Below are 26,498 nucleotides of genomic sequence, written 5' to 3' on the forward strand. Positions count from 1 at the left end.
AGTAAATTGTATTCGATCTGAGATATTCGTGATTCTGTCGAATTAAGTTGCATCTGTTACGGGACTCTCCTACTTTGACTAGCAGAAAGTTCATTTCACCATAACAAAGCTCAGAGCGATGGATAATCATTATTTTTTGGCTATTTTACCGCGAACTGAGTAACAACAACGTATCGAGGAAGTCAGCGTGTTATCACCAAAATTAAAGCTGTGGACTAAACGTTCAAGCGTCGCCGTTTATTTAACCGTCGCCTTATCAGGTTGTGCTATTACCGGAAGTGACAATAACGCTGAGTTTACTCAAATAGCTGGCAGCGTTATGAAATTTAGAAGTGATAACAATGCCTATGGTCGCAGTGATACAAAAGTAGAGTTTCTGCTACCAAACCTCAGTGCAGAAAAGTTGGCGACCACAAATCAGCAGCGTCTACAGTTCTTGGCTCAGCTCGACAATATCGACACTTCAGCGCTAAGTGAGGAAAATCAAATCAATCTCACTATTTTGCGTGCACAAGTGCAGAATAGCGTCGATGAATATCGTTTTCATAGTCACTATATGCCGCTCACCTCAGAATATGGTTTTCATTCCGGTCTGTCTTTTATGATCTCGAGTCATGATTTTAAAAAACGTGCTGGTTACGAGCTATATTTAGCACGTTTGCAGCAAGTTCCTCGTTATTTCAAGCAAAATATCGACTGGATGAAAGAAGGTATGGCGATTGGTCTGACTCAGCCGAAAGCTGTGCTTGAAGGTTATGAAAGTTCTATCGAAGCCTATATCGTTGATGATGTGACAAAATCTGAGTTTTATGGCCCGTTTACACAAAACCAAGCGGGTTTACCTGATGCTGAATTTAAAGCGCTGCAACAGCGTGCCAAAAAGATTATTCAAGGTGATGTGATCGCTGCATATCAAAATTACCTTAATTTCTTTGTCAATGAGTATCGTCCTGCGGCTAGAACTGAAATTGGAATTTCTTCGACACCAAATGGTGAAGCGTTTTATGCGAATCGTGCTAAATACTACACCACCACGAATATGACGCCAAAAGAGATCCACGAGCTTGGTCTTAAAGAAGTGGCTCGGATCCGTGCAGAAATGGAAAAAATCATTAAAAAAGTGGGCTTTAAGGGGTCTTTTGCCGACTTTGTGCAGTTCTTAAGAACCGATCCACAGTTTTATGCTAAAACCCCCGAAGCGCTGCTTAAAGAAGCTGCATATATAGCAAAGAAGATGGATGCCCAGCTACCTAAGCTATTCCATACATTACCAAGAAAGCCATACGGTGTCGCTCCAGTGCCTGCGAGCATTGCACCTAAATATACAACCGGGCGTTACTCTGGTGCACGTAGCGATACTGATGCTGGCTATTATTGGGTAAATACCTACGCTCTGGATAAGCGCCCGTTGTATGTATTAGAAGCATTGACTCTACATGAGGCCGTGCCTGGTCACCATTTGCAGATCTCCTTGAATGCCGAGCTTGATTATCTACCGGAATATCGTCGTAACGAATATATTTCTGCTTTTGGTGAGGGATGGGGGCTATATTCTGAGTTTTTGGGTATCGAAGCCGGGTTTTATCAAGATCCTTACAGTGATTTTGGTCGCTTAACCTACGAGATGTGGCGAGCGGCTCGTTTGGTTGTAGACACTGGCATGCATATGTTTGGTTGGAGCCGCGAGCGAGCGATGAACTTTATGAAAGACAACACTGCATTGTCCTTACATAATGTTAAAACGGAGACTGATCGTTATATCTCTTGGCCGGCTCAAGCGCTGTCATACAAAATTGGTGAACTAACCATTAAGCGGCTACGTCGCAAAGCAGAAAAAGCACTGGGCGATCAGTTTGATATCCGTGAGTTCCACCATCAAATCTTACGACATGGTTCTGTACCATTGTTTGTGCTTGAAGACCAAATCGACAAATATATTGAAACCACGATGAATCAAGCACGTAAGTAATCGAGATTATCCATTTAATAAAAAAGCCCAAAGTAAAGACGTTGGGCTTTTTTATTTTATTAGCCTAAGCTAGTTTAGTTTACAAAACTAATAATTAGCTGATACACATCATCAGTCGTTCGGCATTTATTGGCATTAATGATGAGCTGTTCACCTAAGTGCAGCGCTCGCTGTTGTGCCGCTAAGCGTGCATCTTCATCTTCAATCGCATCTATGTCCGCAACATGTGCGAGACCAATGGTGCGGCGGATCAATTCACACCCACAATAACCAACCGCGTCTTGCAATACCTTAGTGAGGAAGTATTCCGCGTAGCCATCTGCTTGCAATGACAGGTCGCGTGTTTGTGTTTTTGCCAGTTCAAGCCAAGTTACATAGAAGTTAGATAGGGTGGTGGCGATACTATCGAGTAAATACACTTGCATATTTCGACGTTTTGGCAGAGCGTTAATGCGAGCATGTTGGGCACAGTAGTTGAGCAATAAATTGCCGATAAATGAGCCTAAATCAAAGCCAATGGGGCCAAAAAAGCCAAACTCTGGATCGATTAGCTTAGTGTGCTTGGCATCGACGAAAATACTACCAGTATGGATATCACCGTGGAGCAAGGCTTCTGGTGCATTGAGAAACTGGGCTTTGAGCTTTGCCACTTCAACTAATAACGTCTTATTGTTTCTTAGCATTTCCACAGACGATTGCAATGCGGCTGGAAAGTTGTTTCTTTCAGCATCGCGGTATGGGTCGTCGAAGAACAAATCTTCAGTGATTGCGCACAGCTCAGGATTAGTAAACTCGGTGACTAGGGCTTTCTTTTCACTCGGTGTTAAGTAAAAACTTGAGTGATAAAAGCTGGTTTTTGCTAGGTAATTTGCGACGTCTTTGCTGAGTCTTGCAAAGGTGTTCGCTTGGTTTAATTCACCGCGCAAAATGCGTAGATGACCAAGATCTTCCAACACAGTTACCGCAAGCTCTGTATTGTGGTGCAGCACTTTTGCTGTGGTATCTGGGCAGATCTCACCATGGCGTTGTAACACACTAGCTTCAATTCTGGCTCTGTCTAACGTCAGTGGCCAGCTCTCACCCACACATCGAGCGTAAGGCAAAGCTTGCTTGACGATGATGCTATTTTCTTGCGTATCTTGCACGCGGAAAACCAAATTCAGATTGCCATCACCAAACTCATAACAAGATAAGGTTGCATCTTTATCAAAGAAACTTCCTAAATTAGTAATGTAATCAATAACTTTTTCTGCATCAAATGCAATGTAGCTCGACATGTTTCTGCACCTTGTGGATATTTGCTATTAGCATTCTATATTTTTAAATGTTTAGATGTCTATACTTCTTTAGATCTTGATGTAAAATATCATTAGTACACTTTGAAAGAGCGGGATGTCATGAAAACCTTAATTGCACGTAGTCTTAAATTCGAATCGGGCGTGGTACAGGTATTGGATCAATACTTACTGCCACATCAACAGGTGTGGCATGAATGCCGCGACGTTGCGACGATGAGTGAGCTAATTCTGACACTTAAGGTTCGCGGCGCTCCGCTTATTGGTTTAGCGGCAAGTTTGTTAATTGGTTATCTTGTCGAACAGGGAGAAGGTAAAGACACAATTGCCCGTTCGATAGATGAACTTGAAGCAACACGCCCCACAGCGGTGAATTTAATGTACTGCATGGCGAGATTGCGTGAAGCGTTACGGGCGAATGATTGGCAACAACAAGTGATCACAACCGCTGAACAGTTATTTGAAGAAGACACTGCGCTATGCGACCGTATGGCAAGCATAGGTGCAGAGCTTGTGAATGCGGGAGACAATATTCTTACCCACTGCAATACTGGCGCACTGGCAACGGCAGGTGTAGGCACCGCACTTGGCGTAATTCATCATGCTGCAAAACAACATGGTGACATTCATGTTTGGGTTGATGAAACTAGGCCACTGTTACAAGGTGGTAGGCTCACCGCGTTTGAACTAGATGCATGGCAAATCCCATACACGCTAATCTGTGACAATATGGCTGCGAGTTTACTGGCGGCGGGTAAAGTCGATAAAATCTTTGTGGGGGCAGATAGGATTGCGGCAAACGGTGATTTTGCGAATAAAGTCGGCACTTATAATCTAGCAGTGTTAGCCCATTTCCATAATATTCCTTTTTATGTGGTTGCTCCGATCACAACATTAGATAGCAGCTGTCCAAATGGCGCAGCCATTCCAATTGAACAACGTGCCAAAAGCGAAGTAACTGGTGTCAGTGGCAGCTTTGGTGATTGCCAATGGGCACCCAACAATGCTGAGGTATATAACCCTGCATTCGATGTTACACCAGCGAGTTTGATCACCGGATGGGTGTTGGATACGGGGTTATTTACGGCTGAGGATGTTGCCAAGGGAGAATTTTTACAAAGTTAAACATTTGTAAATTATACAACTACCTAAGTGACTAAACTCTTGTTACAATGTACCCATTAAAGTGATGACTATTTTTAATAATAATGGAGAAGTTATAACAGGATGAAAAAGTTACTTATTTTAATTCTTTCCTTGATGGCGACAGCTGTGTTTGCTCAGCAAGACATACCGTTGGAGGCGTTTAGCAAAGGTAGTGAGTTTTCAAGTGTAAAAATATCACCAAACGGTGAATACCTAGGCTTTATCACTAAAGCTGAAGGAAAAAGTATCTTGGGTTTTCTAGAGCTTGATGGATTTAAGGTTATTCATGCCGTGAGATTCAACGGTAATGCCCAAGTTGGTCGTTATGAGTGGGTTAACGACAACCGTGTAGTACTTGAGAAAGAGTATATCCGAGGGTGGCGAGATCACCCTGAGTATCATGGCGAATTATTTGGTGTAAATGTTGACGGTAGCCGAGGGAGATACTTAGTTGGATATCAAGGTGAAATTCAAACCGGATCACGACTGAAAAAAGCGACACCTCTGTATGGCACTTCCTACATCCTTGACCCTTTGGTCAATGATGAAGATAAAATGCTGATCGTGACTTATCCGTGGTCAGGCTCTAAGGAGCCAGTAACTGTGGTATACGAAGTCAACGTCCATTCAGGTGTTAGACGAAAAGTCTCTATATCTCCGCGTAGGATGGGGCGTTTTTTGACAGATCATCAAGGGGAGGTGAGAGCTGTTGCTTCGACTGATGATAATGGTAACACATCTGTATTTATAAAAAATACAAAAGATAGTGACTGGAAAGAGTTAACACTAGCACAAGATCTTGATGACTATTGGCTACATGGTTTTGATGAATCGGGTAAATTGGCGTATCTATCCGCTGCAAAAGCAGGAGAGCCGCGAGGGGTTTATCAACTGACACTGGAAACTGGCAAGCTCAAGCATTTTTTCCAAGACAAATTAGTTGATCCATCTAAAATATGGCGTGATCCGGTTAATCAAACTCCTTTCGCAATTGAGCTCGATCCGGATTATCCGACGTATGCGTTCGTAGATCAAGATTCAATATGGAGCCAACGACTAAAGTCGCTTATAGCTTCAATACCGGGGAATCAGATCCGCATAGTAAGTGGTACTCGAGATGGCAGCAGAGTTATCGTTTTTGCTGGTAGTGATATTAATCCTGGAAATTACTATCTATTTGATAGCAAGAAAAATCAACTTGGGTTATTAGTCGCAAACCGTAGTTGGATTGATCCTAATAGTATGTCAACGATGGAAGCCATCAGTTTTAAAGGACGTGATGGAATTACTATTCACGGGTACCTCACCACACCACAAGGTAAAGAAAAGAAAAACCTTCCTTTGATTGTTATGCCGCATGGTGGACCTCACGGACCAAGAGATTATTGGCAGTTTGACCCTGAAGTGCAAATGCTCGCGAGCAGAGGTATGGCTGTATTACAAATTAACTTTCGAGGGTCAGGTGGTTATGGAGATGCATTTGAAGAGCTTGGCTATAGAAAGTGGGGCAAAGAAATTCAATATGACATCATTGATGGAACCCGTGACTTAATCTCTAAAGGTATCGCTGATAAAAATCGGATTTGTATTATGGGAGCGAGCTTCGGTGGTTATTCGGCATTGCAAAGCGCAATATTAGAACCAGACTTATTCCAATGTGCTGTAGGTGTGGTTGGCGTATATGATTTACCACTGATGTTTGAAGAAGGTGATATTGCTCAGCGTAGTTCAGGGGTCGCATATTTAGAACGTGTACTTGGCACCGATGAAAAGCAGTTAAAGGAATTTTCTCCAAGCTATAATGTCGAGAAGCTTAAGGTTCCAGTCCTTATCGTACATGGTGGTGAGGACCAAAGAGCGCCAATTGAACAAGCGGAATCTTTAATTGATGCACTGAAAAAGGCTGATAAGCCTTATCAGTATTACTTACTTGAAGATGAAGGGCATGGTTTCTATAAACCGGAACATCGTCTGAAATACTTTAAGAAAGTGCTGGCATTCTTAGAAAAGCCCATGCAGTTATAGTAATAAAGTACAATAATAGCCAGCAATTGATGCTGGCTATCATATTTCTCAACTAACACCTTCAATACTTATCTTATTCGAACTGAGCAAAGCTTTTTAAATTCAAGAACAGTTTAAAATCACGCCACATGCTAGGTGAAATCACACATAATCGGTTATGCTTTATCCAAAGCTTAGCCATTCATTATGACAGCTTCAAATGCTCACGATGCAGATTAATTTTCTTGTAATAGAGCGCAATAGGCACTACCGATTATATAAATTAATAAGGGAATCGATGTTTTCACAAACCGTTCAGTTGCAGCCAGTAAACATCTTGCAAATAGTTTTTACAGTGGTTTCGGTGTTAGGAGTGATTTTAGTCTGGAAAATGGATAGATATCGAGGCGTCTTATTTCTTTTCATATATTATTCTATCTTAATGATATTTAATTTATATGAAGAAACACGAGGTCAAGATGGGTATATAGTAACTCCCATTTTTACACTAATTAAAGGGCCAATAGTCTACTTTTTAGTTAGATGGATAATTAATGAAAAGCCTATAGCTTCTAAATTAAAGTTTCTGCATGTGGCACCTGCAATTTTAGCATTACCCTTCACGCAACATGTCCAGCTTATTATTTTGATTGCTACATTTAGTCAAATTACCTACTTAATTGCTTCTTTAAAGCTAATAAAGCGATATCACTCCATATCAATGGCCGTCCGCTCTGACGCACTGTCATTAAAGTTAGATTGGGTTAACAAGATAATTTATGTTTTCTTTATCTTTGCTCTAGTAGATCTTTTAAGGTTAAATTTGCAGCCATTTAACGCCATTGAGATAAAGGCTGGTTGGTATTTTATTGATGTATTGGTGGCGCTGCTTTTGATGTGTTTTCTAGTAGTTAAAACTGCTCATCAACCTGAGCTATTTGATGATATGGTTCCCTATGAAGACTTGAAGGTGAAAGTTTTAGAATGTGAACAACAATCTAACTTAAAATTAGCACAACAATTATGTGAAGATATTACAAAAGTAGTATTAGAAAAAGAGCTTTATAAAAAGCCAAGGTTATCACTAATAGAAGTTGCGAATGAAACAGGTTTTAAGTTGAAAGACGTTTCTTGGTCTATAAATTTTGCCACAGGTTATAACTTTTGTGAATTCATTAACAACATGAGAGTCAATGAAGTTAAGAAACAAATTGTTCTGCCACAAGAATCTCACAAAAGTATCTTAGAAATAGCTTTTGATTCAGGTTTTAACTCAAAATCTGTTTTCTATAGTACATTCAAATCTACGGTAGGAATGACTCCTAGTAAATACCGAAGTTCACAAAAACAGTGAGTTAACCGGTCCTATTTAGTCCCAAATCATGATTTGGGAAGACAGAACTAATTAAAAAACGGATAGTGTTGTAAATTCGATTTGACTACCAAGTGCACCAGCCGTCTCCAATGCTAATTGAAGGCTGCTTCAATGCTAGTCGTAAGATAAACACTATTTTGTAGGTTTTATATGTTCAAAACTATAGCCGTTACACTTTCCTTTGCTTTTTACACCTTGCTTTTTTCACCTCCAGCATTAGCTGATCATTACACTGTTTTTATCACTAAGAACAACCCCAGAATAGCGAAAGTTAAAGCAGTTCTTTTCCCACATGGTCATGTTATTTCCATGAATGAGCAAAATGTTCATGGTTTGAAAAATGGCTGGGGAGGATTTGTAAGAAACCTCACAGTATTAAATTCAGATGGAGAAACTATTCAGATTTCTGAGGTTGAAAATAGTAAATGGGAACTAATTGGATACGAAAATGGAAAGATTACTTTGTCATATGATGTCGTTTTAGGACACGACACAGTAATTCCTAAGATAAAATTTGGTGATAATGGAGCTGCTTATGCAACAGAAGATGGTGTAATGTGGGCTGGACGTGCTCTATTTATTGCAGGGAAGCCAAGTAAAAAAGTAAATATAAAATTTGAAACCCCCAATTCTTGGGCCATTACTACTCCTTGGGAAAGTGTTAATGATAGTACAACTGAATTCTACGTGGAGGGGACGGGTGATCTGCAAAACTCAGCATTCTTTGCGGGTGAGCATACTCAAGGTTCTTTTAAAGTAGGAAATGTACAACTAAGAACGGCTTTTTCAGGTGAATATACTCGTAAAATGGTTGACGATATAAATCAGAAAGTTGACCAATTTTTTCAATATTACGGAGCTCAATATCAATCACCTTTAAAATCTAGAATGGTTCTTATAGTTTCAGATCGTAATGATGGAGGAGGGGAGGTCATGGGCAAAGCAATATCAATATCGGTAGGTCCAGCTGACAAAAAACTTTTAGATAAAAGTAGCAAAATCCCCTTGGGTATTTCACGGCTAGTTGCTCATGAGCTGTTTCACGGTTTCGCATTCAATCAGTTAGAAGTTGATGATAAAGGTGATAAGTCCGCATTATATGAATGGTTTAATGAGGGGTTTGGAGCTGAGTATGCTTCTCAACTTGCACTATTAAGAATAGGTATAAAAAATGAGTCTGAATTTTTAGATGGTATTTTATATAGAATGAAAGAATATGAAGCTGAAGCCGATGGAAAGTTAACTCTGATTAGTGCTGGTGCTGATAAGTCTGATAAATCTACCACTGTTTATTGGGGGGGCATGATTGCAGCTCTTACTCTTGATTTCAAAATCCGAGCCAAAAGTGAAGGGAGACGAAATTTAGATGAGCTGTGGAGATATTTACTACAAAACTATCCAAGAGGTGGAAAAGAGATGAATTTGAATGAGCTATATAAATCAGTAAGTAAATTATATGGAGAATCAATAGCCTTAGAGTTTAAGGATTATGTAACAGTTCCTAATGTTATTCCATTTTATGACGCCGCGAAATTAATGGGGCTGAAATATAATGGTAGGAAACTGCTCAGAGATAGCTTAGCTACTAAAAGTCAGAAATTGTTATGGGAAGAATTTGTTTTAGGGAAAGGAAGTAGTTTATAGAACTAACTTTGTTGAATTTATAATTTTTATTTTTAGTGTGGTGTTGAGATAAGTTGATTTTTAAATGTGTTAGTCCTTTTTAAGTGAAGTAGGTGGCTCGTCATGAATTTAAAATTCTGCTTTTGTGTTTGGTTTTATAAAATTAAGTGAGCGATTATATTTTTATGAAAGAAAGATCGATTTTAGATGTGAGAATTCAACATAACGCGCCAAAAGTAAAGGAGTTTATTGATTTACGATGTATCGTAGGTTGGGAAAAACAAGATACAAAGACAGCTTCAAAAGCATTGGCAAACACCTTGTTTCATGTCGTTGCAAGATTAGATTCAAAGCTTATAGGAATGGGAAGAGTGATTGGTGATGGAGCTATGTTTTATTACATTCAAGACGTAATTGTCGACCCTAAATATCAAAGTATGGGAGTTGGAAATTTGTTAATGGAAAAAATTGAGATGTATTTATCAGAAAATGCAAACGCTGGAGCTACAGTAGGACTTTTTTCCGCAAATGGTAAAGAAACATTCTACAAAAAATATGGATATTTAGAAAGGGATGGTAGTCAGTTAGGTTTTGGTATGTGCAAGTTTTTATAATAAAAATGTTTTTTATTTGGGGTTTTAATGGTGGCTTGTGCAATGTTTGAAACTAAAATATTTAATTTTTTTGGTTTTGTTTTTATTAGCTTTTTTGTTTCAAGTTATTTGTTTGCTGCTGAAATATACCCAGATGTTACTTGGCTTCATTACAAATCTCCAGAACAGGCTGGCTTTACTTTAGAGCGATTAGATAAAATTAAAAAGTTTTACAATAAGAAGTCCTTCTCAGCGCTTTTAGTAGTTAAAGATGGCGCCATTGCTATAGATTGGGGGGAGAATGACCGAAGGTTTCCTATACATTCGATTAGAAAGAGCTTATTGAGTGCACTATATGGGATTCACTCTAGTTCTATCAACTTTCAAGCAAGCCTTGCAGATCTAAACTGTAATGATAACTCATTGCTGACTGATCAAGAACTATCAGCAAAGGTTTTTGATGTTATATCGTCTCGGTCTGGAGTCTACCTTCCTGCAGCCGCCGAAAATAATGAAATGAGATTAAACAAGCCAGCTAGAGGTAGTTATAAGCCAAGCAAGTATTGGTGGTATAACAATTGGGATTTTAATGTTGCAGGTACTCTGTTTTCGAAAATTACTGGAGAGGAAATTCTTGGGTCAATTGCAACTCAATTGGCAGCCCCTTTACAGATGCAAGATTACCGAGTTACAGACGGATATTATGTAAAGGCTGAGTCTGAACATTCAGCTTTTCAGATTAGGATGTCATCCCGCGACTTAGCTAGGTTTGGTTTATTATATGCTAGAGGTGGGGTTTGGAATGGCAAACAGTTGATTCCTCATGAGTGGGTTGTTAAAAGCACTAGCGCTATAAGCAACACGAATATGGGTGATAAATACCCTCCTTATTTCGGCCTTATGTGGTGGGTTGAAGAAGATGGTAGTTTTAGTGCCAGAGGGAATGGAGGGCATACTTTAGCTGTTTACCCTTCTCTAGATATGGTGGTGGTTTTACGTACTGATACATATTTGGAACACACGGTTTCTGCCAAGTCAATTCATAAAATGCTCAGCGGCATTATTTCTATTTCGAAGGGTCAACAGCATTCGAAACCGAGTTTGATTACTGAAACACAACAAGAGGCTGATAAAAAACAGATCCCTGAACTATATCGATTTAATAATGCAAGCATTGCTTTAGATAATGGGCTTTTAGTTAGCATCAACTTCAAAAATGAGACTTTATTTGTTGATTGGGGAACGGGAAAATTTGAACTTAGTTACTTGAATAATAACCGATTTATTATTTCTGATCTCCATGAGCCACTAGAAATTGAAGTAAATGATGTTGGTGAGCTAATTGACATTAAAACACCTAAGTTGTTTTTTATACAAGCAGCAACAGCTGCTAAATATGATGATTTATTAATCGCGGAAAGCTGGGTTGAAAAAGCCATTAAGATGAACCCTAACTCGCCAATACCTTATGTAAACCTGGCCAAAATACAGATTGAAAGAGGTAATAAAGAAGGTGCAAAAGAAAACCTACAAAAAGCCTTATCTATTGAGGTTAATAACAAGCAGGCAAAAAAGCTTTATCAGAAAATCTTATTAAAACAGTATTTTTGCCCTGGTTTAATGATTTTGATACTAGTTGGATTTTATTTAAGGTCGTATAAAGGTAAAGTGTGATTTTAACTTTGTTTTTATATTTTTAGTTGATGGTGTGTTAATTTTAATCTTTGTGGTTTCGGGTTGGTTCTCAAGAGATAATTGTGTAAGGTTTTTAAATGAAACGTATTGTTGTTTTTATAATTTTGTTAATTCTATCTTGTAATGTTGCTGTATCAAATGAGGGATTTTCAAATTACGAAGTGGTAAGTGAAAAGTTTAATTACTACTCAGCTTCACATAACGAAAATAGAGTAATACTAGTTAGTTTGCCTAAAAGTTACGCGTTGGATAAAAAAAGGAAGTACCCTGTCTTATATGTTTTAAATGCAGAGAAAAACCATATATTGGCGACAGAGATTGCAAGCTTCCTTGCATCAAAAAATCAAATTCATGAAATGATTGTGGTTGGTCTGCCTAGTAAGGATAATTACTTTAATGAGAACCTTCCTTTTCTAAACTCAGAGTCATATACCATTTCCGAATTAGCAAAAAAGCACGAAAAATTTATAAGAGATGAAGTCACGCAATTTATAAGTGAAAAGTTCAGGATAAACAATACCAAGTTTATAGCTGGGCACTCAATGGCTGGCCTATTTGTATCATACTTGTTTTTGCAAAACCCTACTGGCTACAATGGACACATTGCAATTAGTCCTGCATTTCACCATGCTAAGCAATTTAGTAAGAAGTTAAAGCTGTACTTCACTAATTCAAGAGTTAATGAGGGAGCAATCTATTTCTCTTTAGGAGGGCTAGAGCACTCTCTAATTACAAAAGAATTTAACCACGTCGTTAATATATTCAAAAGTAATGTCTCAGGTAATTTGTATTGGGGAGCTGAAATTTTGAAATATTCTGATCACAATACAACTAGTTTGAGTGGGATGATTCAGGGTTTGAGTTGGTTATACAATGGACTTTCTCTTACTGAGGAATTTATTTCTGGTCGTTCTTTTGAAGATGTTATATTGCATTATGAAAATTTATCAAAAAGAATAGGCTACCCTATTATACCAAGAGAAAACTCTCTCCTAGGAATGGCTTCATTCTGTATGTCTAGAACAAAAGATTACAGTATGGCGAATCTACTTTTGAACCTTTCAAATCACTACTACCCTGATTCTGTTTTGAGTAGGAAATCATTTCATATATATGGGAATTGGATGAAAGGAGGATTGTCAGCTATTTCGAGTTCAACGTCTAAAGCTGATGATTTAGATGAATCTATCTTAATATCATTAGCTTACGATCGTTTAAATAGTGATGAAGTAGGAGAAGCTATTGAGCTGTTAAAGTTTGTTGTTGGCTATTTTCCTAATTCGATAAATGGATTTGATAGTTTGGGTGAAGCATATGAAAAAGGAGGAGAGTATGACTTGGCTAAGCTTGCATATAGAAAAGCGTTGGAGTTGTCTATAGAGGGAGATGACCAAGAATTTATAAACATAGAAAAAAGAAATATTGCGAGAGTTAAAAAACTAAGCGCGAAAGTATTACAGCAAAGTAAGCTATGAAATCGAAACTTAATCAAATGGGAAAAGACGTCGTAGGAATATATGCTAGTGTGATTATTTGGAGAAGCTGACCGTGTTCTGCACTTGGTGTTCATGACTATATGATAACAAGACCCTAAAAAGGTGTTAGATCATTCAGTTTAAGGTAATCAATACACAAACCATAATTGACAGTGTAGTTTAAAGGTGCCTGGGCTTGAACTCAGAGTGTGTTCAACGAGCGGAGAGGCCTGAAATGGTATCAATAACGGCTGGACAACTAAAGATAAACATCGTCTTACAATGTTGATTCAACGGTAATAGGGGTTATACATGATTAAAGGTAGTTCTAAAAGAAAGAGTGTGGAAGATAAAGGAAAATCTAAAATTACCTTTTATTTTTTGTTTGCACTTTCAATTGCTACTTTTCTATTTTTTATGATGCCGAACTACAATAATGGTGATAATTTGTTTCCATTAATTGTAGTGTTTATAGCATATTGTGTAGGTGGGGTAGGTATTTACTTTTATGTTTTTTATCCTTCTGGAAGTAGGTTGGAAAAGTAAAGTGTATATAAGTTGATGTTTTTTAATTTTTATATTGATTATTTTAAATTTTATTAATAAGAAAGGGTGAAATATTATGAGTGCTAAAAAAGGTGTTATCTTATTGGCTATAGGAGCTACTATTTTCTTCAGCACGGCACTAGCGCACCTTTCTTGTATTTACTTTGGACCTCAGTGTTATTCATCACAGATGGCTCCCCCCGAGATTATCGAGTCTGCAATGAAAGGGACTCTACTAGCCCCAATCGGAACAACTCTAGTGTCTGCGATATTCATGGTGCTTGGGTTGTATGCATTATCTGGTGCAGGGCTATTGCGCAAACTTCCTTTATCGAGGTTTTGTATTTATCTAATTGCGTTTGTATGCATTATCCGAGGCGTTTTACCTATTCAATTGTATTTTCGCTATCCTGACAAAACAAGCAACATTGTCTTATCCATTGGTATTACTTGGTTGCTAGTTGGCTTGTTATGTTTTTTCGGATATAGAACGGTAAATAAGCAAACAGTCGGACACTTTGATAAAAATAAGGAAGAAGCAAGGTAATTTATTGATTATGATTCATAAAATGGTAAGTGTTACGCATTTTTCGACTAGGCCGATTAAGGTGAGTTTACTTTTGAAATGATTGAAAGTATTCACAAGATGACAGTCGCGAATTCAAGTTTGAAGTGCATCGCTCGCAAAATTAGGCTGCTTTTGCCTAATTCATCGAATATAACCGCTTGTTGTCTAAACCCTGAACATTTTCTGGGCCTCGTATTGAGTGCCCGTTATCTATTCAGGGCTCCACCTTTTTCTAATCCTAACTCAACAAACGCAATGGGGGATTGGTGCATTTAGCTGCAAGTCGTTTTCGTTTATGCACTGTTGAGTGGGCGATTTCAGTCAAATAATGACATCGAATACTATTGTACTATGACTCACTTTTAGCTTGTTTCTATCACCCTATAAAACTCATTGCGTAAACAAGCCTTAACTTGGTATCTGCTCTTATCTTCTGGCGATTACAGAGTACCACCAACAAGCAATTGATGCTTTCTCACCCTTTAATCATGATTGATGGATTTATTATCTGAATTCGCGAGCTATTTCCGTACTCCGAAATGGCTTATAGGCTTAATGCTGTAGGTATAAAACGACATATTCGCATTGTTATCGTTATCTAACACTTCACTATTTGTTGTTCCAAAGGCTAAAAATAATTTCATTATATTTATAACTATTTGATTTTATAGCTAATAAAAATAAATAAATTCATGATGACTCGATAAGCGACTTAAATTTCTTTGGCTTGTAATCTTGTCGCCAACAACGGGGAACGCTGAACGCTTCTAGCTTTGTTCCATACGAGATAAACGCCAAATTATAAAATAAATGTAAGGATTTTTTATGCTTTTAAACAAAGTTGCAATCGCAGTCATCATGGCCGCAACATTGAACGGTTGTAGTCAATTTCAATCTTCTGATGCGTCAAAGTACGCTGGTGCAACATTAATGGAACAAAAAAACATTGAGGGCGGTGATATTGGGATCGCTTATCAAAAGTTTGAACTCGATAACGGTTTGACAGTTATTCTTCATGAAGATCATTCAGACCCATTAGTTCATGTAGATGTAACTTACCATGTTGGATCTGCACGTGAAGAAATGGGCAAATCAGGATTTGCACATTTATTTGAGCATATGATGTTCCAAGGGTCAAAGCATGTAGCTGACGAAGAGCACTTTAAAATAGTGACGGAAGCAGGTGGTAAGTTAAATGCAACAACCAGTACAGACAGAACAAATTACTTCCAAACAGTGCCAGTAAATCAACTGGAGAAGATGCTTTGGTTAGAAGCGGACCGTATGGGATTCTTTGCTCAAGGTATTACTCAAGAAAAGTTTGAGATACAACGCGCCGCGGTAAAAAATGAGCGCATGATGCGATACGACAACGTCCCTTATGGGCAAGCTTTAGAAAAGCTGCACCAAGCGCTATATGACTATGGTCACCCCTATTCATGGATGCCGATTGGCTATATGTCTGATTTAAATCGTGCGAATTCAAATGATTTGAAAGCTTTTTTTAAACGTTGGTATGGGCCTAATAATGCGACGTTGACTATTGGTGGTGCTGTAACTCCAGATGAGGTTTTACCACTTGTACAGAAGTACTTTGGCTCTATTCCAAAAGGGGAGACTGTTTCAGATGCTGCAAAGCAACCCGGTACATTAGTTGAGTCTCGTTACGTTTCTTATGAAGATAATGTATCACTACCGATGCTTAGAAAAGTGTACTCAACGGTTTATATGGGGCATAAAGACGAAGCTGCGTTAGATGCGATTGGTTATTTTGCAGGGCAAGGTGAAAGCTCAGTGTTATATCGCGAATTGGTTGATACACAAAAAGCGGTAGCGGCATTTGCATGGCATCAATGCTTTGAACTATCTTGTCAAATGGCTTTTGGTGCACTTCCTCATCCGGTGAGTGGTGAGACACTGACTAGCTTAGATAAGCGCATTGATGAGTTAGTTGCAGATTATATTCAAAATAAAATTACCCAAGAAGATGTTGATCTTTTTATCACTAAAAGAGAAGCAGAGATTGTGAGAGCGCTGCAGAGCGTGGAGGGTAAAGTTTCTATGCTGGCTAAATTTGAGACTTTCCATGAGAATCCAGGTTTCCTAACTCAACAGCTTAAAAATGTTAAAGCTTTGAAAGTTGGAGATATAAAACGTGTATTTGAGCAATATGTTGCTAATAAGGCGAATGTTGTATTGAGTATTGTACCAAAAGGAAAGCCAGAACTTATCGCGCAGCAAGACAACTATACGCCGAAGTTTTATGAGCCTAAAGCAACTGAGGAAGTACGAGACGAAGTACAACTTCCCTCGATTACTGATAGTTTTGACCGCAGCATTAAACCGCAGGCAGGTGTTGCAAAAGCAATTACATTGCCAGACTTATGGCAAGTTAAAACTGATAATGGCATAGACGTATTAGGAGCGTTTGATACCGAAACGCCAACCACAACATTGCTACTTCAGATCCCAGCTGGTCGTTTATATGACCCTGAAAATAATGCAGGGGTCGCACTTTTAACGGTGGAAATGTTGGGTCAAGCTACAACACAGAGTACGCCGTCAGAGCTGGCACAGCAATTGGCAAAATTAGGTGCTGAGATCGCATTCGAAGCGAAGTCTGAATATATTGAGATTAAGCTATCCACATTAAGTAAGAACTTAACCGCGACACTAGATATCTTGTCAGAAAAGTTGTTACAACCAAAGTTTTCGGAGTCGGACTTCGCGCGAGTTAAAAGCATGGTTTCAGAATATAGTAAATCTGAACGCGATAGCGCAAAATTTCTGGCAGATAGCGCATTATCTCAGGTGATGTATCAAGAAGGAAACTACAGTAAACCTTGGTTGCCGTCTCAAGCAGAGCTTGCGACTATTGAACTTGCAGATGTTAAATCATTTTATGCGCAGCAGATACGTCCACAAGGTAGTAAATTATCAATTGTATCCGATGTTGCACAGTCGAAATTGATGTCGGCATTAACTAGTGCGCTATCACAGTGGCAAGGAAAAGGTGAGCTGGACATGGCGCTTCCTAAATTTGCTCCCCTCGATAGTAATATCGTGTATTTGGTACATAAAGAGAATGCACCTCAGGTCCAGATCCGTGTTGCTCGCCATGCCGCTGCGGAAGATTTAGCTGCGGAGCACTTTAAAAGTCAAATCATGAACTTTGCCTTCTCCGGCAGCTTTAACAGTCGAGTGAATCAAAACCTGCGTGAAAACAAAGGATATACATATGGTATCGGAGGACACTTCTCTGGATATGGTGATGCCGGTCAGTTTGTCCTCGCTTCAGGCATTAATGCAGCAAACGTTGCTGATGCGCTGACAGAAATCCAACAAGAGCTTAGCAAGATTAGTGAGCACGGATTAACTGATGAAGAAATTCAATTCACAAGAAATTCGATCGCGCAAAGAGATGCGCTGAAATACGAAACACCAGCGGCAAAATTAAACTTCTTTGCGATGATGCATACTCATAATGTTGATGCTGATATTGTTGATGTCCGAGCTAAAACAATTGAAACAGTTGGCAAAAAAGAGCTTAATCAGCTGGCGAGCAAGTACTTTACTCCAGCCGAGATGACTTATGTTGTAGTTGGTGACACCAACACGCTAAGCAAGCAGCTTGAGGGTAAAGGCTTCACTGTAAAGCAACTGACTATTCAGTAGGTTAGTGTAATAGAAAGGATCCCAACCATGGCGAGCTTATAGAGCTCGCCATTTTTCGTTATAAGCCTATCGGTCGGTAAGCTTTACCTGCTTAGCGGTGATATAACTTTATCTCATTGTGGTATCTCGTGAGGTAAGAAATCAGTAACTTGTCAGCATGAGCATCAAGGTAGTAAATGCTAGATTCGGCATTCACGCTGGCTTTGATATCTAAGATGGTTGTTATTTGTTGATTTGCGTCAAGCTTATATACGTATTGCCGATTATAGAGGTAGATTGCACCATTGGAGGCGGTGATCGTTGGTCTTACTTTTACTTCATTGGTGCGGTTTGCAAGCTCGGATCCGGATATCAAAGGGGTCACTTGAGCCGTTTCTATATTCAGTAACGAAATATTCCGGTTACTTGATAAGGTTACTAGGTGATGGTCGTCGTACCAATCAATACTCACGATGTCATCAACCGTAATGATTTTGTTATTTTTGCCATTCAGAAAAGTAACCTCAATAATTTTGTCATCAGTTACCTTGTGAGCCCGCAGTTGAGCAACCTTATTTCCGCCAAGCCGAGTACCACCATTCTGTTCGTTATCGGACAGAGTTATTAGCACATCAAGAGACTTCCAATCTCTCACTTCAGTTTGTTTGTTGGCGACATGTTTGACGAGAATTTGCTGATTGCTTGGATCTGAGTCGATAATGGAGTAGCCCGAACTTAATGCCGCTATGGGTGAATATCGATGGCTTGAGTCTATATGCATGACCCGTAAGATTCCAGATCTTTGAAAATGGAATCATTGTAGGCAAATTCATTATCCCCAAGGTAAGCCATAATTACTTCGTAAATATTCGGTTTGGCAAAGAGGGTTGATTTACCCGTATTAAGATCGATGACATAGCTGTCATGGTCGTAGCCGTAGGTCGTCATGAGCAATTGGTTTTCTGACATTGGCAAAATGTACGAGGTGGGCTCGACCGCAACTTTTACGGCAGGCAGCTCCGTTAAGCTTTGCATGGAATAGCGTTTGATTTCACTGGTGTTGTGATCAAACCACAGCACACTTTTTTGTTTAGTATTCCAGTTCGCAGCCCATAGCAAATGCGGGAACTCTGCCAATTTTAAGGTCTTTTGCCCTGTTGAAGTGGTCACCAGTAGCTCGACTTTATCACCGATATTACGAGTAAAAATTAGCTGGTGTGACTCAGGGATAATTGCTAAAAGCTGATCCCCAAAACCATGGTTATTCGGTGTTGTGATCCTAGTTTCTTGTTGTTTTTCCATATTATAGCTATAAATAGCACCTAGGTTTGGTACGTCTAAATAGCCTCGTCGACTGTATATCAGATGGTCTTTTCCAAAATCAAACAGTGCGTTAATTAGGCCGCCAGAACAGCGAAAGAGTAACTGGTCATGAGCGCCTGTTTTTGGAGATAACTGGTGGCGGCGGTATTCGCAGATAGGGTTTTCCCCTTCAGATCGGTATAAATAATAAACCCATGTACTGTCAGCCGACCAACCTAAAATGTTGCTGCCATTCGGCAGGCTAAGTGCTCTTTCATGTTGGGTAGTAAGATCCATGAGCCTCACCTCCCCTAACGCCCCAACTTCATTGGTATCAGCTTTAAAATTATAGGCTAGGTAACGTTGATCCGGTGAGTTGTACAGTTTGCCATGATGACCTCGATACCAAGATAGTATTTGATTATGGAAAATCTCAGCGGATGGCTGTGGCTGAGGTGCACTTTTTATCTGGAGAGTTTGCTTTGTGACGAAATATAGCACGGTGATCAAAGCGGCGAGCGCAATTAAGGTGCCACAGAGTATTCGCACTCGGTAAGACTTGCTTGCTTCGCTGTTTCCTGTGGTGTCAGATGTCTTACTAGATAGCTCAATCGGTTCAGGTGCCGGTATCGTGAAACTGTAGCCTTTGCGATAGTGGGTTTTGATCGTTGGTTGAGGTTGCAGATCACAAGCCAACTGCTTTCTTAACTCGAAAATGACTCGGTTAATTGTATTGTCGTCGACAAAGTTAAGTTGCCAAACATGTTCAGCCAGTTCCTGCCGCGTAATGATCCGCTCTTGGTTACCAATGAGATACATAAGTGTTTTAAACAGCAGAGGCTCAAGTTCTTTGCGCTCGTGTTTGTTGTTGATGGTTTGTGTTGCCGTATTAAGTTGCCAACATCCTATATCAATATACTTTGATTGTGTTGCTTCAAGAACCATGAAAATACCAAGTTAGTAATCAAAAAGGCGGATATACAAATTTCGATATTATCAAAGATTTCAAAATAATATTCAGCTGTTATTGCTTATATCATTAGAAATTAATAGTTTCCCATTATTGCATGGTCACAAAACCTTCGTTTCAGCTTTAGGGATAAGCTGCTTTACTATAGAGAATTTGAAGTAAGGTAAAGTAGCTAATGAAGGGATGGTTCATTATCGGTGTGGTTGTACTGGCCTTATGCAGCTGCCACTCTATTCACTCGCAAAAAACCTACATCCATATAGTTGCAAGTTGCCCCCCTCAGGTGTTTGAACAATTGTTTATTGATGCGACAGATAGCTTAATTATATCGTCCTCTGAGGCTGAAATTCCTACCGGCATGCACACTAATACTCTGCTTTTTTCACCGCTGACAATGTCTTGGGATGTGGTGGATAAACTTTTGATTGAGTTGGATAACGCTGGATTTAAGTTTCAAGCAGATTTTTTTGGTAAATATAATCACGCTTATCGTGATAACCATATAGGCGTGTATTTTGTTGAAGGTTGTGAGTATTTTATGCGCAAGTGAGATAGATATCGAGTTCACGATGTAATGGGTAAACTATCGACCGTAAAGTGTATAGGTCTTAAGCAGTTACCGTTATATTTAAAAAACGATGCTGGTTGCTTTATTTTGGTTAGAGTGTTGCATTTGTGAGTTATACCAATTTGTCTTAATACTTGCTCAATCTGAAGGAGCAAACCTGACGCTAACTATGTTAAAAACTTCTGATTGAGAACAACTAAGTAGAAAAATTTTGCCTTGCTTATATGGATGTAGATACCTTGGAGGCAACAGGACGCGGTAGCCGTGTTATCGACAATGTTTTATCACCTCATAATAGGGTACTTAATTAATCAAGTTGGCCTTAAAGTCGGGATAAATAACTTACTTTGATAATTTTTATTGATATAGCGGTAAGTGGCAGCCTAATAAGTTCTATTAAAAATTTTTTATTTATGTCTTATTCAGTAATGTGAAAGTCTAAGTCGTTAAAGTGTTTGTTAATTCAGTGGGTTGTTATATTTAACTCCATGCTTTGAATTTCTTTATAAAAATTTTAATTTCTAAACCCGATAATCAAGTTCTTACCAATTTGTTATTTGCTCATGATTTTTTGTAATAAGGTGTTGAAAATAATTGTTATTTTGTTTTTTTTTGGAAGTTTTACTTTCTTCTTTATAAGTGTATTTTTGTGATGGCATCTCTCTATTGTTGAAGACCCACTCAATTATTATAGGTATTGGTGTGTCAAGTTTGATGCTTATAACGCCTATAAAAAGTTAGTCAAATACATACAAACCGTAACAAGTAAATAAGGTGAAAATAAAAACGCTTGTATTGAGCTTTATAGTGCTCGTAGCTACCCAAAATGTCACTGCCGTAGAAAGAATTGACGTGATAGGTCATAAGCCATAAGCCATATCCAATGCGGACACTATATCCGTGGGAAGGGGGGTAACTCTAGTAATAGCGCTGGCGCTTGGGGTGATGTATAGGAGCACATTTTGCGCCTATACATCGTACCAGTGCTGACGATATATATTAATGCAAGGAGCAAAATATTGAGTAAAAAGTCACTTTTAATTGCAAGCGCTACATTGTTAGTACTGCTCTGCCTTTATTGGACATACCTCGCCTTTGACAACATCGAGGAAAATGTAATAACTCGTGAGCCGTTGCAGTCAAATAACATTGGACAATATCAGCATACAAGCTCGGGAAGTGTTGCAACTCAGCCAGAAGAAACGCTCAGTGTGATGTGTAATGACTATGCAAGTGATATTGATGATATGGTAAGCTGGCAAGCTCTAGCTGAGCAGCGTATTCAATATATGTTTTCTTCTATGCAGCATCAGGGATTAGGCGAAAATCAGCTAGATTATATTTCAAAAGCTGCGGGCCTAGGTATACTTAGAGGTCGAATGCTAAGGCCTGAATCGAAGTATTACCAATCGGTAGATGCAATCCCTCACTACGCTAATGGTATTTTATCTCAGCGACAGGCTGATATGTTCTGGGCCTACCTTAGAAGTCAAGACATCAAAGGGTTAATAACCGCCTATCAGCAAAATCAAATACAAGCCAGCAAGCGTGTTTCTGTCTACGACACACCTGTGAGTCTCATATTGACGCAACTTCAAGGTGACAATTCCAACGTTATTTCAGAGCTTACCTCAAACGGTATTTTGGTGACATATCAAGACTTGGTTACAGCCACGCAGCTAGGTATCGCTCCAACCCTTATGGCCCAGTTACTCGATGCAAGCGGACTAACACCCAGTGAAGTTTGGTATGACGATGAGTTAGAGCATTATACATCACTAACAAATGTTGCTATTGCTGCAATTAACTCTGAATTAACTGCATTTTGGCTTAAAGAAGGAAGTCCAGCAATTGCTGACCCATTTTCGAATAATGCCCTCGATTTACTCTCACCAGCACCTACAGACAAAGCTGATGAAGTAGAGTCTATCATTCTTTTATTACTAGCAAATGGGGTGCGCCCTTCGAACGAACTTAGTAGTAAGAGGCTTCTTCACTGGCTCTCTGATGGTACTCTCGCGCAATATAAGACCCAGCTTCAACACGTAGAAAATGCAATACCGTCAGAATGGCAAGATGAGATTGAATCGGGTGTCGATAAATTATATCGCGCCGTTTTATCAGACATAGTAGCTCCTGAAAAGTTGTCTAAAGCCCATCCCTGCTTTCACTCTGTCGGGCGAGCAAAAATACAGCTAGTATTTAATCGTGAGCACGCATATGAACAGCTAAATAATGAGCAGTTACAGGCCGTTAATGTTAAAGAGATAAAACAGTCAGCTGAGAGTTTGGTTACTACAGTCACTGAACAGAATACTGATCCAAGCATGATAGTCCGTGTTTTGGGGCAAGAACCTGATTTGCTGAACAAAATGGCAGTAGACAATTATCGTTATGAACAATTAAAAGCTTTGCTGGCGAGACACACCGAACAACAAGCGCAGTTAAGCGATGAAGAAAAGGCAAAGCAAGCCAAGTTACAAGAGGCGATCACAGAAGCCTTTACGCTGGCACAAAAAGGTAATTGGCAGCAAGCTGCAGATCATATGACTGAACAAAATGCGCAAATAGAGCAGCAAGAAATGCTAAACGCTTTATTGACCATGGCCATTTCGACAAATGCCAGTATCGATGAAATAACTAGATTACTTGAAAAAGGGGCACGGCTAGGTCCCCAAACAATATTAAATTTAGTGCGAACGCACAACCTTCCACTAATTAAGGCGCTCGTTAAATATGACTTGGATTTACATTTTGTTGACCCACTAGGTCGCAATGCGTTGCTCTATGCCGTTTTATTACGCACTCCAAAAATCATGACATATTTGCTGAGACATAAGGTTTCAGTCAAGCCAGATCCCTATGGGCTAGATGCCTTAGACTTTGCACTAGAGCAGGTTGAAAATGGGGCAAGTGCCATGGAGTTAGCTGCTGGGAATAATATGAGTTTGAATGACAGCTTTTTCTATATCTCTCAGCTGCTCTACGCGGGAGCCCCTATTGAATCAAGTCACAAACAAAGGGTTGCTGCGTATCAAAATAGCAACCCGATACTATACAAAGAAATTACTTCGGCCTTTCCGAGCTTTAAACTATAGTGTCGTCTTATTTAACCTAAACCAAGAAAACAATAAGCGAATCAAACTTTAAAAGGTATTATTATGGAAAAACAAGAATCGAAATCAATAGAATTAGATGAAATTATTAAGCAATTAGAACAAGCAAATAAGGTTGAACGGAAGAAAAAAATTGAAGTCACGGGGTTTGTTTTCTTGTATCTTGCTCTCTCTGTATTTTTAAACTACTTTCCATACATGTATAAATCTGTGTTATTTGGGTATACAGCGATAACGGTGATGTATTTACTTTTGAAACAGTATCAGCAGCAAACATCAATAAACTTAATCATCAGCGCGCTCAAAGAAATTAAATAATTTTGTATTTTAATCAAATGTCGAGCCGATTAGTTGATAAGGAGGCTTTCTTGCAGTTAGGTACAAAAAGTTAACGCGTTTTAGGGAGAGTATGCGCATTTTAAGGACTTAGTTTTGATAAGTGAAAACGTTCATATCAACGGAAACGTAGATTGAAAGTCAGGCCTCTCCAAGAGTTTACCTATTATGTCAGTGCCATGTTGGTTTACTTGCTCTTGTAATACAAATATTGAAATGAGTCATGAGGTAAAATCTGATGATGGAATTTGGTGTGTATTTTGTTGAAGGTTGTGAGCCTAGCATGAGTAAGCAAGTACTCACAGTGCTTCGTTAATACTGTGAGTATTCAGACTTGGATTAATCAAGTAAGGGAAACTGCTTTGCAATGTCAGAGTCCGTGCTTTTCGCAACCCAGCCCTCTTGATTATTGAACAGGCGAATGGCAGTAAATTCTGGATCGCTACCCATATCGAACCAATGAGGCGTATTTTCTGGTACTGAGATTAAGTCGCCTTGCTGACATAAAACTTGATAAACTTTGTCGTTTAAATGCAGGCAAAATAACCCCTGTCCTTTAACAAAAAAACGCACTTCATCTTCGCTATGAGTATGCTCAAAAAGAAACTTTTGTCGCAACTCCGAGGCACTAGGGTTGCCCTTTGCAAGTGAAATCACGTCGACAGTTTGATAGCCGCCTTGCGCCTTTAATCTTTCAATATCGCTCAGGTAGGCATTAATAATGTCGTCTTGTGACATTTCAGCTGTGATATCGGTGCTAGTCTGCCATTGTTCAAAGCGTACGCCTTGCTCTGCGAGCAAAGATGCGATGATGTTTGCGTCTTGCTCTTGTTGTAAAGCTTGGCTTGGATTCTGTACCTGGTAGATAGTCAGTTGACTCATGAAAATGCCCCTTCATCAAAATGGTCAAAGCTTGATATAACTGGATGTTCAGGTGATGTTGCTTGTGCATCTCTAAACAGTTGTAATGTTTGCATGCCAGCGGCCTTTGCCGCGTCTAGCTCGGCAACGATATCGCTTAAAAAGAGGATTTGCTCCGCTTCATACGGTAGGGTTGCAATAATATGCTGATACGCCGAAATTTCCTGCTTGGCACCCACTTTAGTATCAAAGTAGTCACTAAATAGCGGGCGAATATCACCATAGTCTGAGTGCGCAAACAGTAGCTGCTGCGCTTTCACTGAACCCGACGAATACACGTAGAGGTCGCGGCCATTCGCTTTTTGTTGTGTTAAAAATTGGTAGGCATCTTCATACAAATGTCCGGTAAAATCGCCGTTTGTATAGCCAAACTGCCAAACGAGACCCTGTAGCTGTTTTAATGGCGTGATTTTTTTATCTGCGGCGATCCACTCAAGTAGCGCGGCAATCACGGTATCAATATCAGCGTTGGCATTATCCAATTCTGCTCTGACGGCACTAATTTGCTCGACAACGGCGGTGTCATGCTGATGGTCGCGAATAAATTGCGGTAAATGCGCAGCGGCATACGGGAATAGTATCTCTTTAACAAATGAGATACGGGTAATTGTCCCTTCAATATCTGTTAAAATGGCTTTGATCATTGGCGCCCCTCCAATTTAATGCGTTCTAATTCGCAGGCAAATAAAAACTCTAAGCCCTCAATATGACGACGAGTTTCTTGCACTGTGCGGCCCACGGCGTATAACCCGTGACCTCGGATCAATACACCGTGTACAACTGGTGTAGTTTGATGAGATTGCGCCACCCGCTGTGCTAGTCTCTTTATATCCTGATCGTTATCAAAAATAGCAATGGATAGGGTTTCTTCATGAGATTGAATGCCAGACAGTGACTTTTGCATTTCATAACCACGGATCTGAAATTGATCGCCTTGAATAAGCCGTGATAACACAGTCGCAGCTACGGAATGCGTGTGTAATACACACTGTGCACCCGCACATAAATCATATAATTTTAGGTGCAATGCGGTTTCGGCTGAAGGCTTGCCACTACCGGCAATGATGGTGCCTGTGGCGTCTAATTCCAGAAATTGTTCTGGTGTTAATTTACCTTTATCAAAGCCGCTGGCCGTGACAACAAAGCCAGAGTCTGTTTTGATAGAGAAATTACCACCAGTCGCGGGAACCCAGCCTTGCTGAGCAACCCAAGCTCCTGCGTCGATAAGCGCGAGTTTTGCGGCTTGTGTGTGCATAGTTAACACCTATAAATTAAATGCGTTTGGACGGCTATACATCTATTTTGAGCAATGATAGCATCCACTCACGATTAGCACCATAAG

Annotated in this window: 20 protein-coding genes; 14 read left to right on the forward strand and 6 right to left on the reverse strand. The window is 39.5% G+C overall.

The window, feature by feature from the left end:
* Nucleotides 1–187 precede the first annotated feature (187 nt).
* Entirely contained in the window at nucleotides 188–1,969 is a 1,782-nt protein-coding gene (locus DS891_RS15255; protein ID WP_010606875.1) for a DUF885 family protein, read from the forward strand.
* A gap of 74 nt (nucleotides 1,970–2,043) precedes the next feature.
* Here DS891_RS15255 and mtnK read toward each other — a convergent pair whose 3' ends face one another.
* Nucleotides 2,044–3,246 (reverse strand): S-methyl-5-thioribose kinase, encoded by a 1,203-nt coding sequence (mtnK, locus tag DS891_RS15260; protein WP_174170247.1) that lies wholly within the window; start codon nucleotides 3,244–3,246, stop codon nucleotides 2,044–2,046.
* 120 nt (nucleotides 3,247–3,366) lie between these two features.
* On the opposite strand from mtnK, the gene mtnA reads away from it, so the two are divergent.
* The 10 genes from mtnA to DS891_RS15310 all read left to right on the forward strand — a co-directional run bounded on the left by mtnA (nucleotide 3,367) and on the right by DS891_RS15310 (nucleotide 17,964).
* Nucleotides 3,367–4,389, forward strand: a complete 1,023-nt coding sequence (gene mtnA / locus DS891_RS15265) for an S-methyl-5-thioribose-1-phosphate isomerase (protein ID WP_174170248.1) — start codon at nucleotides 3,367–3,369, stop codon at nucleotides 4,387–4,389.
* A gap of 102 nt (nucleotides 4,390–4,491) precedes the next feature.
* Nucleotides 4,492–6,435, forward strand: a complete 1,944-nt coding sequence (locus DS891_RS15270; protein WP_010606872.1) for a S9 family peptidase — start codon at nucleotides 4,492–4,494, stop codon at nucleotides 6,433–6,435.
* Nucleotides 6,436–6,712: 277 nt separating this feature from the next.
* Entirely contained in the window at nucleotides 6,713–7,768 is a 1,056-nt protein-coding gene (locus DS891_RS15275; RefSeq protein WP_010606871.1) for a helix-turn-helix transcriptional regulator, read from the forward strand.
* 171 nt (nucleotides 7,769–7,939) lie between these two features.
* Nucleotides 7,940–9,433 carry a hypothetical protein gene (locus DS891_RS15280; RefSeq protein ID WP_174170249.1) on the forward strand — a complete coding sequence of 498 codons (1,494 nt, stop codon included), beginning with the start codon at nucleotides 7,940–7,942 and terminating at the stop codon, nucleotides 9,431–9,433.
* A gap of 164 nt (nucleotides 9,434–9,597) precedes the next feature.
* On the forward strand, nucleotides 9,598–10,026 hold the full coding sequence (locus DS891_RS15285; protein WP_174170250.1) for a GNAT family N-acetyltransferase: 429 nt from the start codon (nucleotides 9,598–9,600) through the stop codon (nucleotides 10,024–10,026).
* A gap of 42 nt (nucleotides 10,027–10,068) precedes the next feature.
* The gene (locus DS891_RS15290) at nucleotides 10,069–11,679 is read left to right on the forward strand and encodes a serine hydrolase (protein WP_174170251.1); all 1,611 of its coding nucleotides are present in this window, start codon (nucleotides 10,069–10,071) and stop codon (nucleotides 11,677–11,679) included.
* Nucleotides 11,680–11,777: 98 nt separating this feature from the next.
* Nucleotides 11,778–13,175 carry an alpha/beta hydrolase-fold protein gene (locus DS891_RS15295; RefSeq protein WP_174170252.1) on the forward strand — a complete coding sequence of 466 codons (1,398 nt, stop codon included), beginning with the start codon at nucleotides 11,778–11,780 and terminating at the stop codon, nucleotides 13,173–13,175.
* A gap of 312 nt (nucleotides 13,176–13,487) precedes the next feature.
* On the forward strand, nucleotides 13,488–13,721 hold the full coding sequence (locus tag DS891_RS15300) for a hypothetical protein (RefSeq protein WP_010606866.1): 234 nt from the start codon (nucleotides 13,488–13,490) through the stop codon (nucleotides 13,719–13,721).
* A gap of 76 nt (nucleotides 13,722–13,797) precedes the next feature.
* Nucleotides 13,798–14,268, forward strand: coding sequence for a hypothetical protein (locus DS891_RS15305; RefSeq protein ID WP_010606865.1), 471 nt, complete (start codon nucleotides 13,798–13,800; stop codon nucleotides 14,266–14,268).
* Nucleotides 14,269–15,114: 846 nt separating this feature from the next.
* On the forward strand, nucleotides 15,115–17,964 hold the full coding sequence (locus DS891_RS15310) for a pitrilysin family protein (RefSeq protein ID WP_174170253.1): 2,850 nt from the start codon (nucleotides 15,115–15,117) through the stop codon (nucleotides 17,962–17,964).
* Between the two features lie 91 nt (nucleotides 17,965–18,055).
* Here the strand turns inward: DS891_RS15310 and DS891_RS15315 are convergent, their stop codons facing one another.
* Both DS891_RS15315 and DS891_RS15320 read right to left on the reverse strand, forming a co-directional pair.
* On the reverse strand, nucleotides 18,056–18,724 hold the full coding sequence (locus DS891_RS15315; RefSeq protein WP_174170254.1) for a hypothetical protein: 669 nt from the start codon (nucleotides 18,722–18,724) through the stop codon (nucleotides 18,056–18,058).
* Nucleotides 18,715–20,190, reverse strand: coding sequence for a winged helix-turn-helix domain-containing protein (locus DS891_RS15320; RefSeq protein ID WP_174170255.1), 1,476 nt, complete (start codon nucleotides 20,188–20,190; stop codon nucleotides 18,715–18,717). Before DS891_RS15320 ends, DS891_RS15315 begins: the two co-directional genes overlap by 10 nt.
* A gap of 200 nt (nucleotides 20,191–20,390) precedes the next feature.
* On the opposite strand from DS891_RS15320, the gene DS891_RS15325 reads away from it, so the two are divergent.
* The 3 genes from DS891_RS15325 (at nucleotide 20,391) to DS891_RS15335 (ending at nucleotide 24,217) form a co-directional block, all read left to right on the forward strand.
* Nucleotides 20,391–20,765 (forward strand): hypothetical protein, encoded by a 375-nt coding sequence (locus tag DS891_RS15325; protein ID WP_010606862.1) that lies wholly within the window; start codon nucleotides 20,391–20,393, stop codon nucleotides 20,763–20,765.
* 1,037 nt (nucleotides 20,766–21,802) lie between these two features.
* Entirely contained in the window at nucleotides 21,803–23,881 is a 2,079-nt protein-coding gene (locus DS891_RS15330) for a hypothetical protein (protein WP_174170256.1), read from the forward strand.
* 63 nt (nucleotides 23,882–23,944) lie between these two features.
* The gene (locus tag DS891_RS15335) at nucleotides 23,945–24,217 is read left to right on the forward strand and encodes a hypothetical protein (RefSeq protein WP_174170257.1); all 273 of its coding nucleotides are present in this window, start codon (nucleotides 23,945–23,947) and stop codon (nucleotides 24,215–24,217) included.
* Between the two features lie 357 nt (nucleotides 24,218–24,574).
* Here the strand turns inward: DS891_RS15335 and DS891_RS15340 are convergent, their stop codons facing one another.
* The 3 genes from DS891_RS15340 to DS891_RS15350 are packed head-to-tail and all read right to left on the reverse strand — an operon-like array spanning nucleotide 24,575 to nucleotide 26,411.
* Nucleotides 24,575–25,117 (reverse strand): acireductone dioxygenase, encoded by a 543-nt coding sequence (locus tag DS891_RS15340; protein WP_174170258.1) that lies wholly within the window; start codon nucleotides 25,115–25,117, stop codon nucleotides 24,575–24,577.
* On the reverse strand, nucleotides 25,114–25,800 hold the full coding sequence (mtnC, locus tag DS891_RS15345) for an acireductone synthase (RefSeq protein WP_174170259.1): 687 nt from the start codon (nucleotides 25,798–25,800) through the stop codon (nucleotides 25,114–25,116). Before mtnC ends, DS891_RS15340 begins: the two co-directional genes overlap by 4 nt.
* Nucleotides 25,797–26,411, reverse strand: coding sequence for a methylthioribulose 1-phosphate dehydratase (locus DS891_RS15350; RefSeq protein ID WP_174170260.1), 615 nt, complete (start codon nucleotides 26,409–26,411; stop codon nucleotides 25,797–25,799). The genes mtnC and DS891_RS15350 overlap by 4 nt, the downstream gene beginning before the upstream one ends.
* Between the last annotated feature and the right edge of the window lie 87 nt (nucleotides 26,412–26,498).

Source organism: Pseudoalteromonas sp. JC28 (assembly GCF_013319255.1).
In the GTDB taxonomy this organism is placed as follows: domain Bacteria; phylum Pseudomonadota; class Gammaproteobacteria; order Enterobacterales; family Alteromonadaceae; genus Pseudoalteromonas.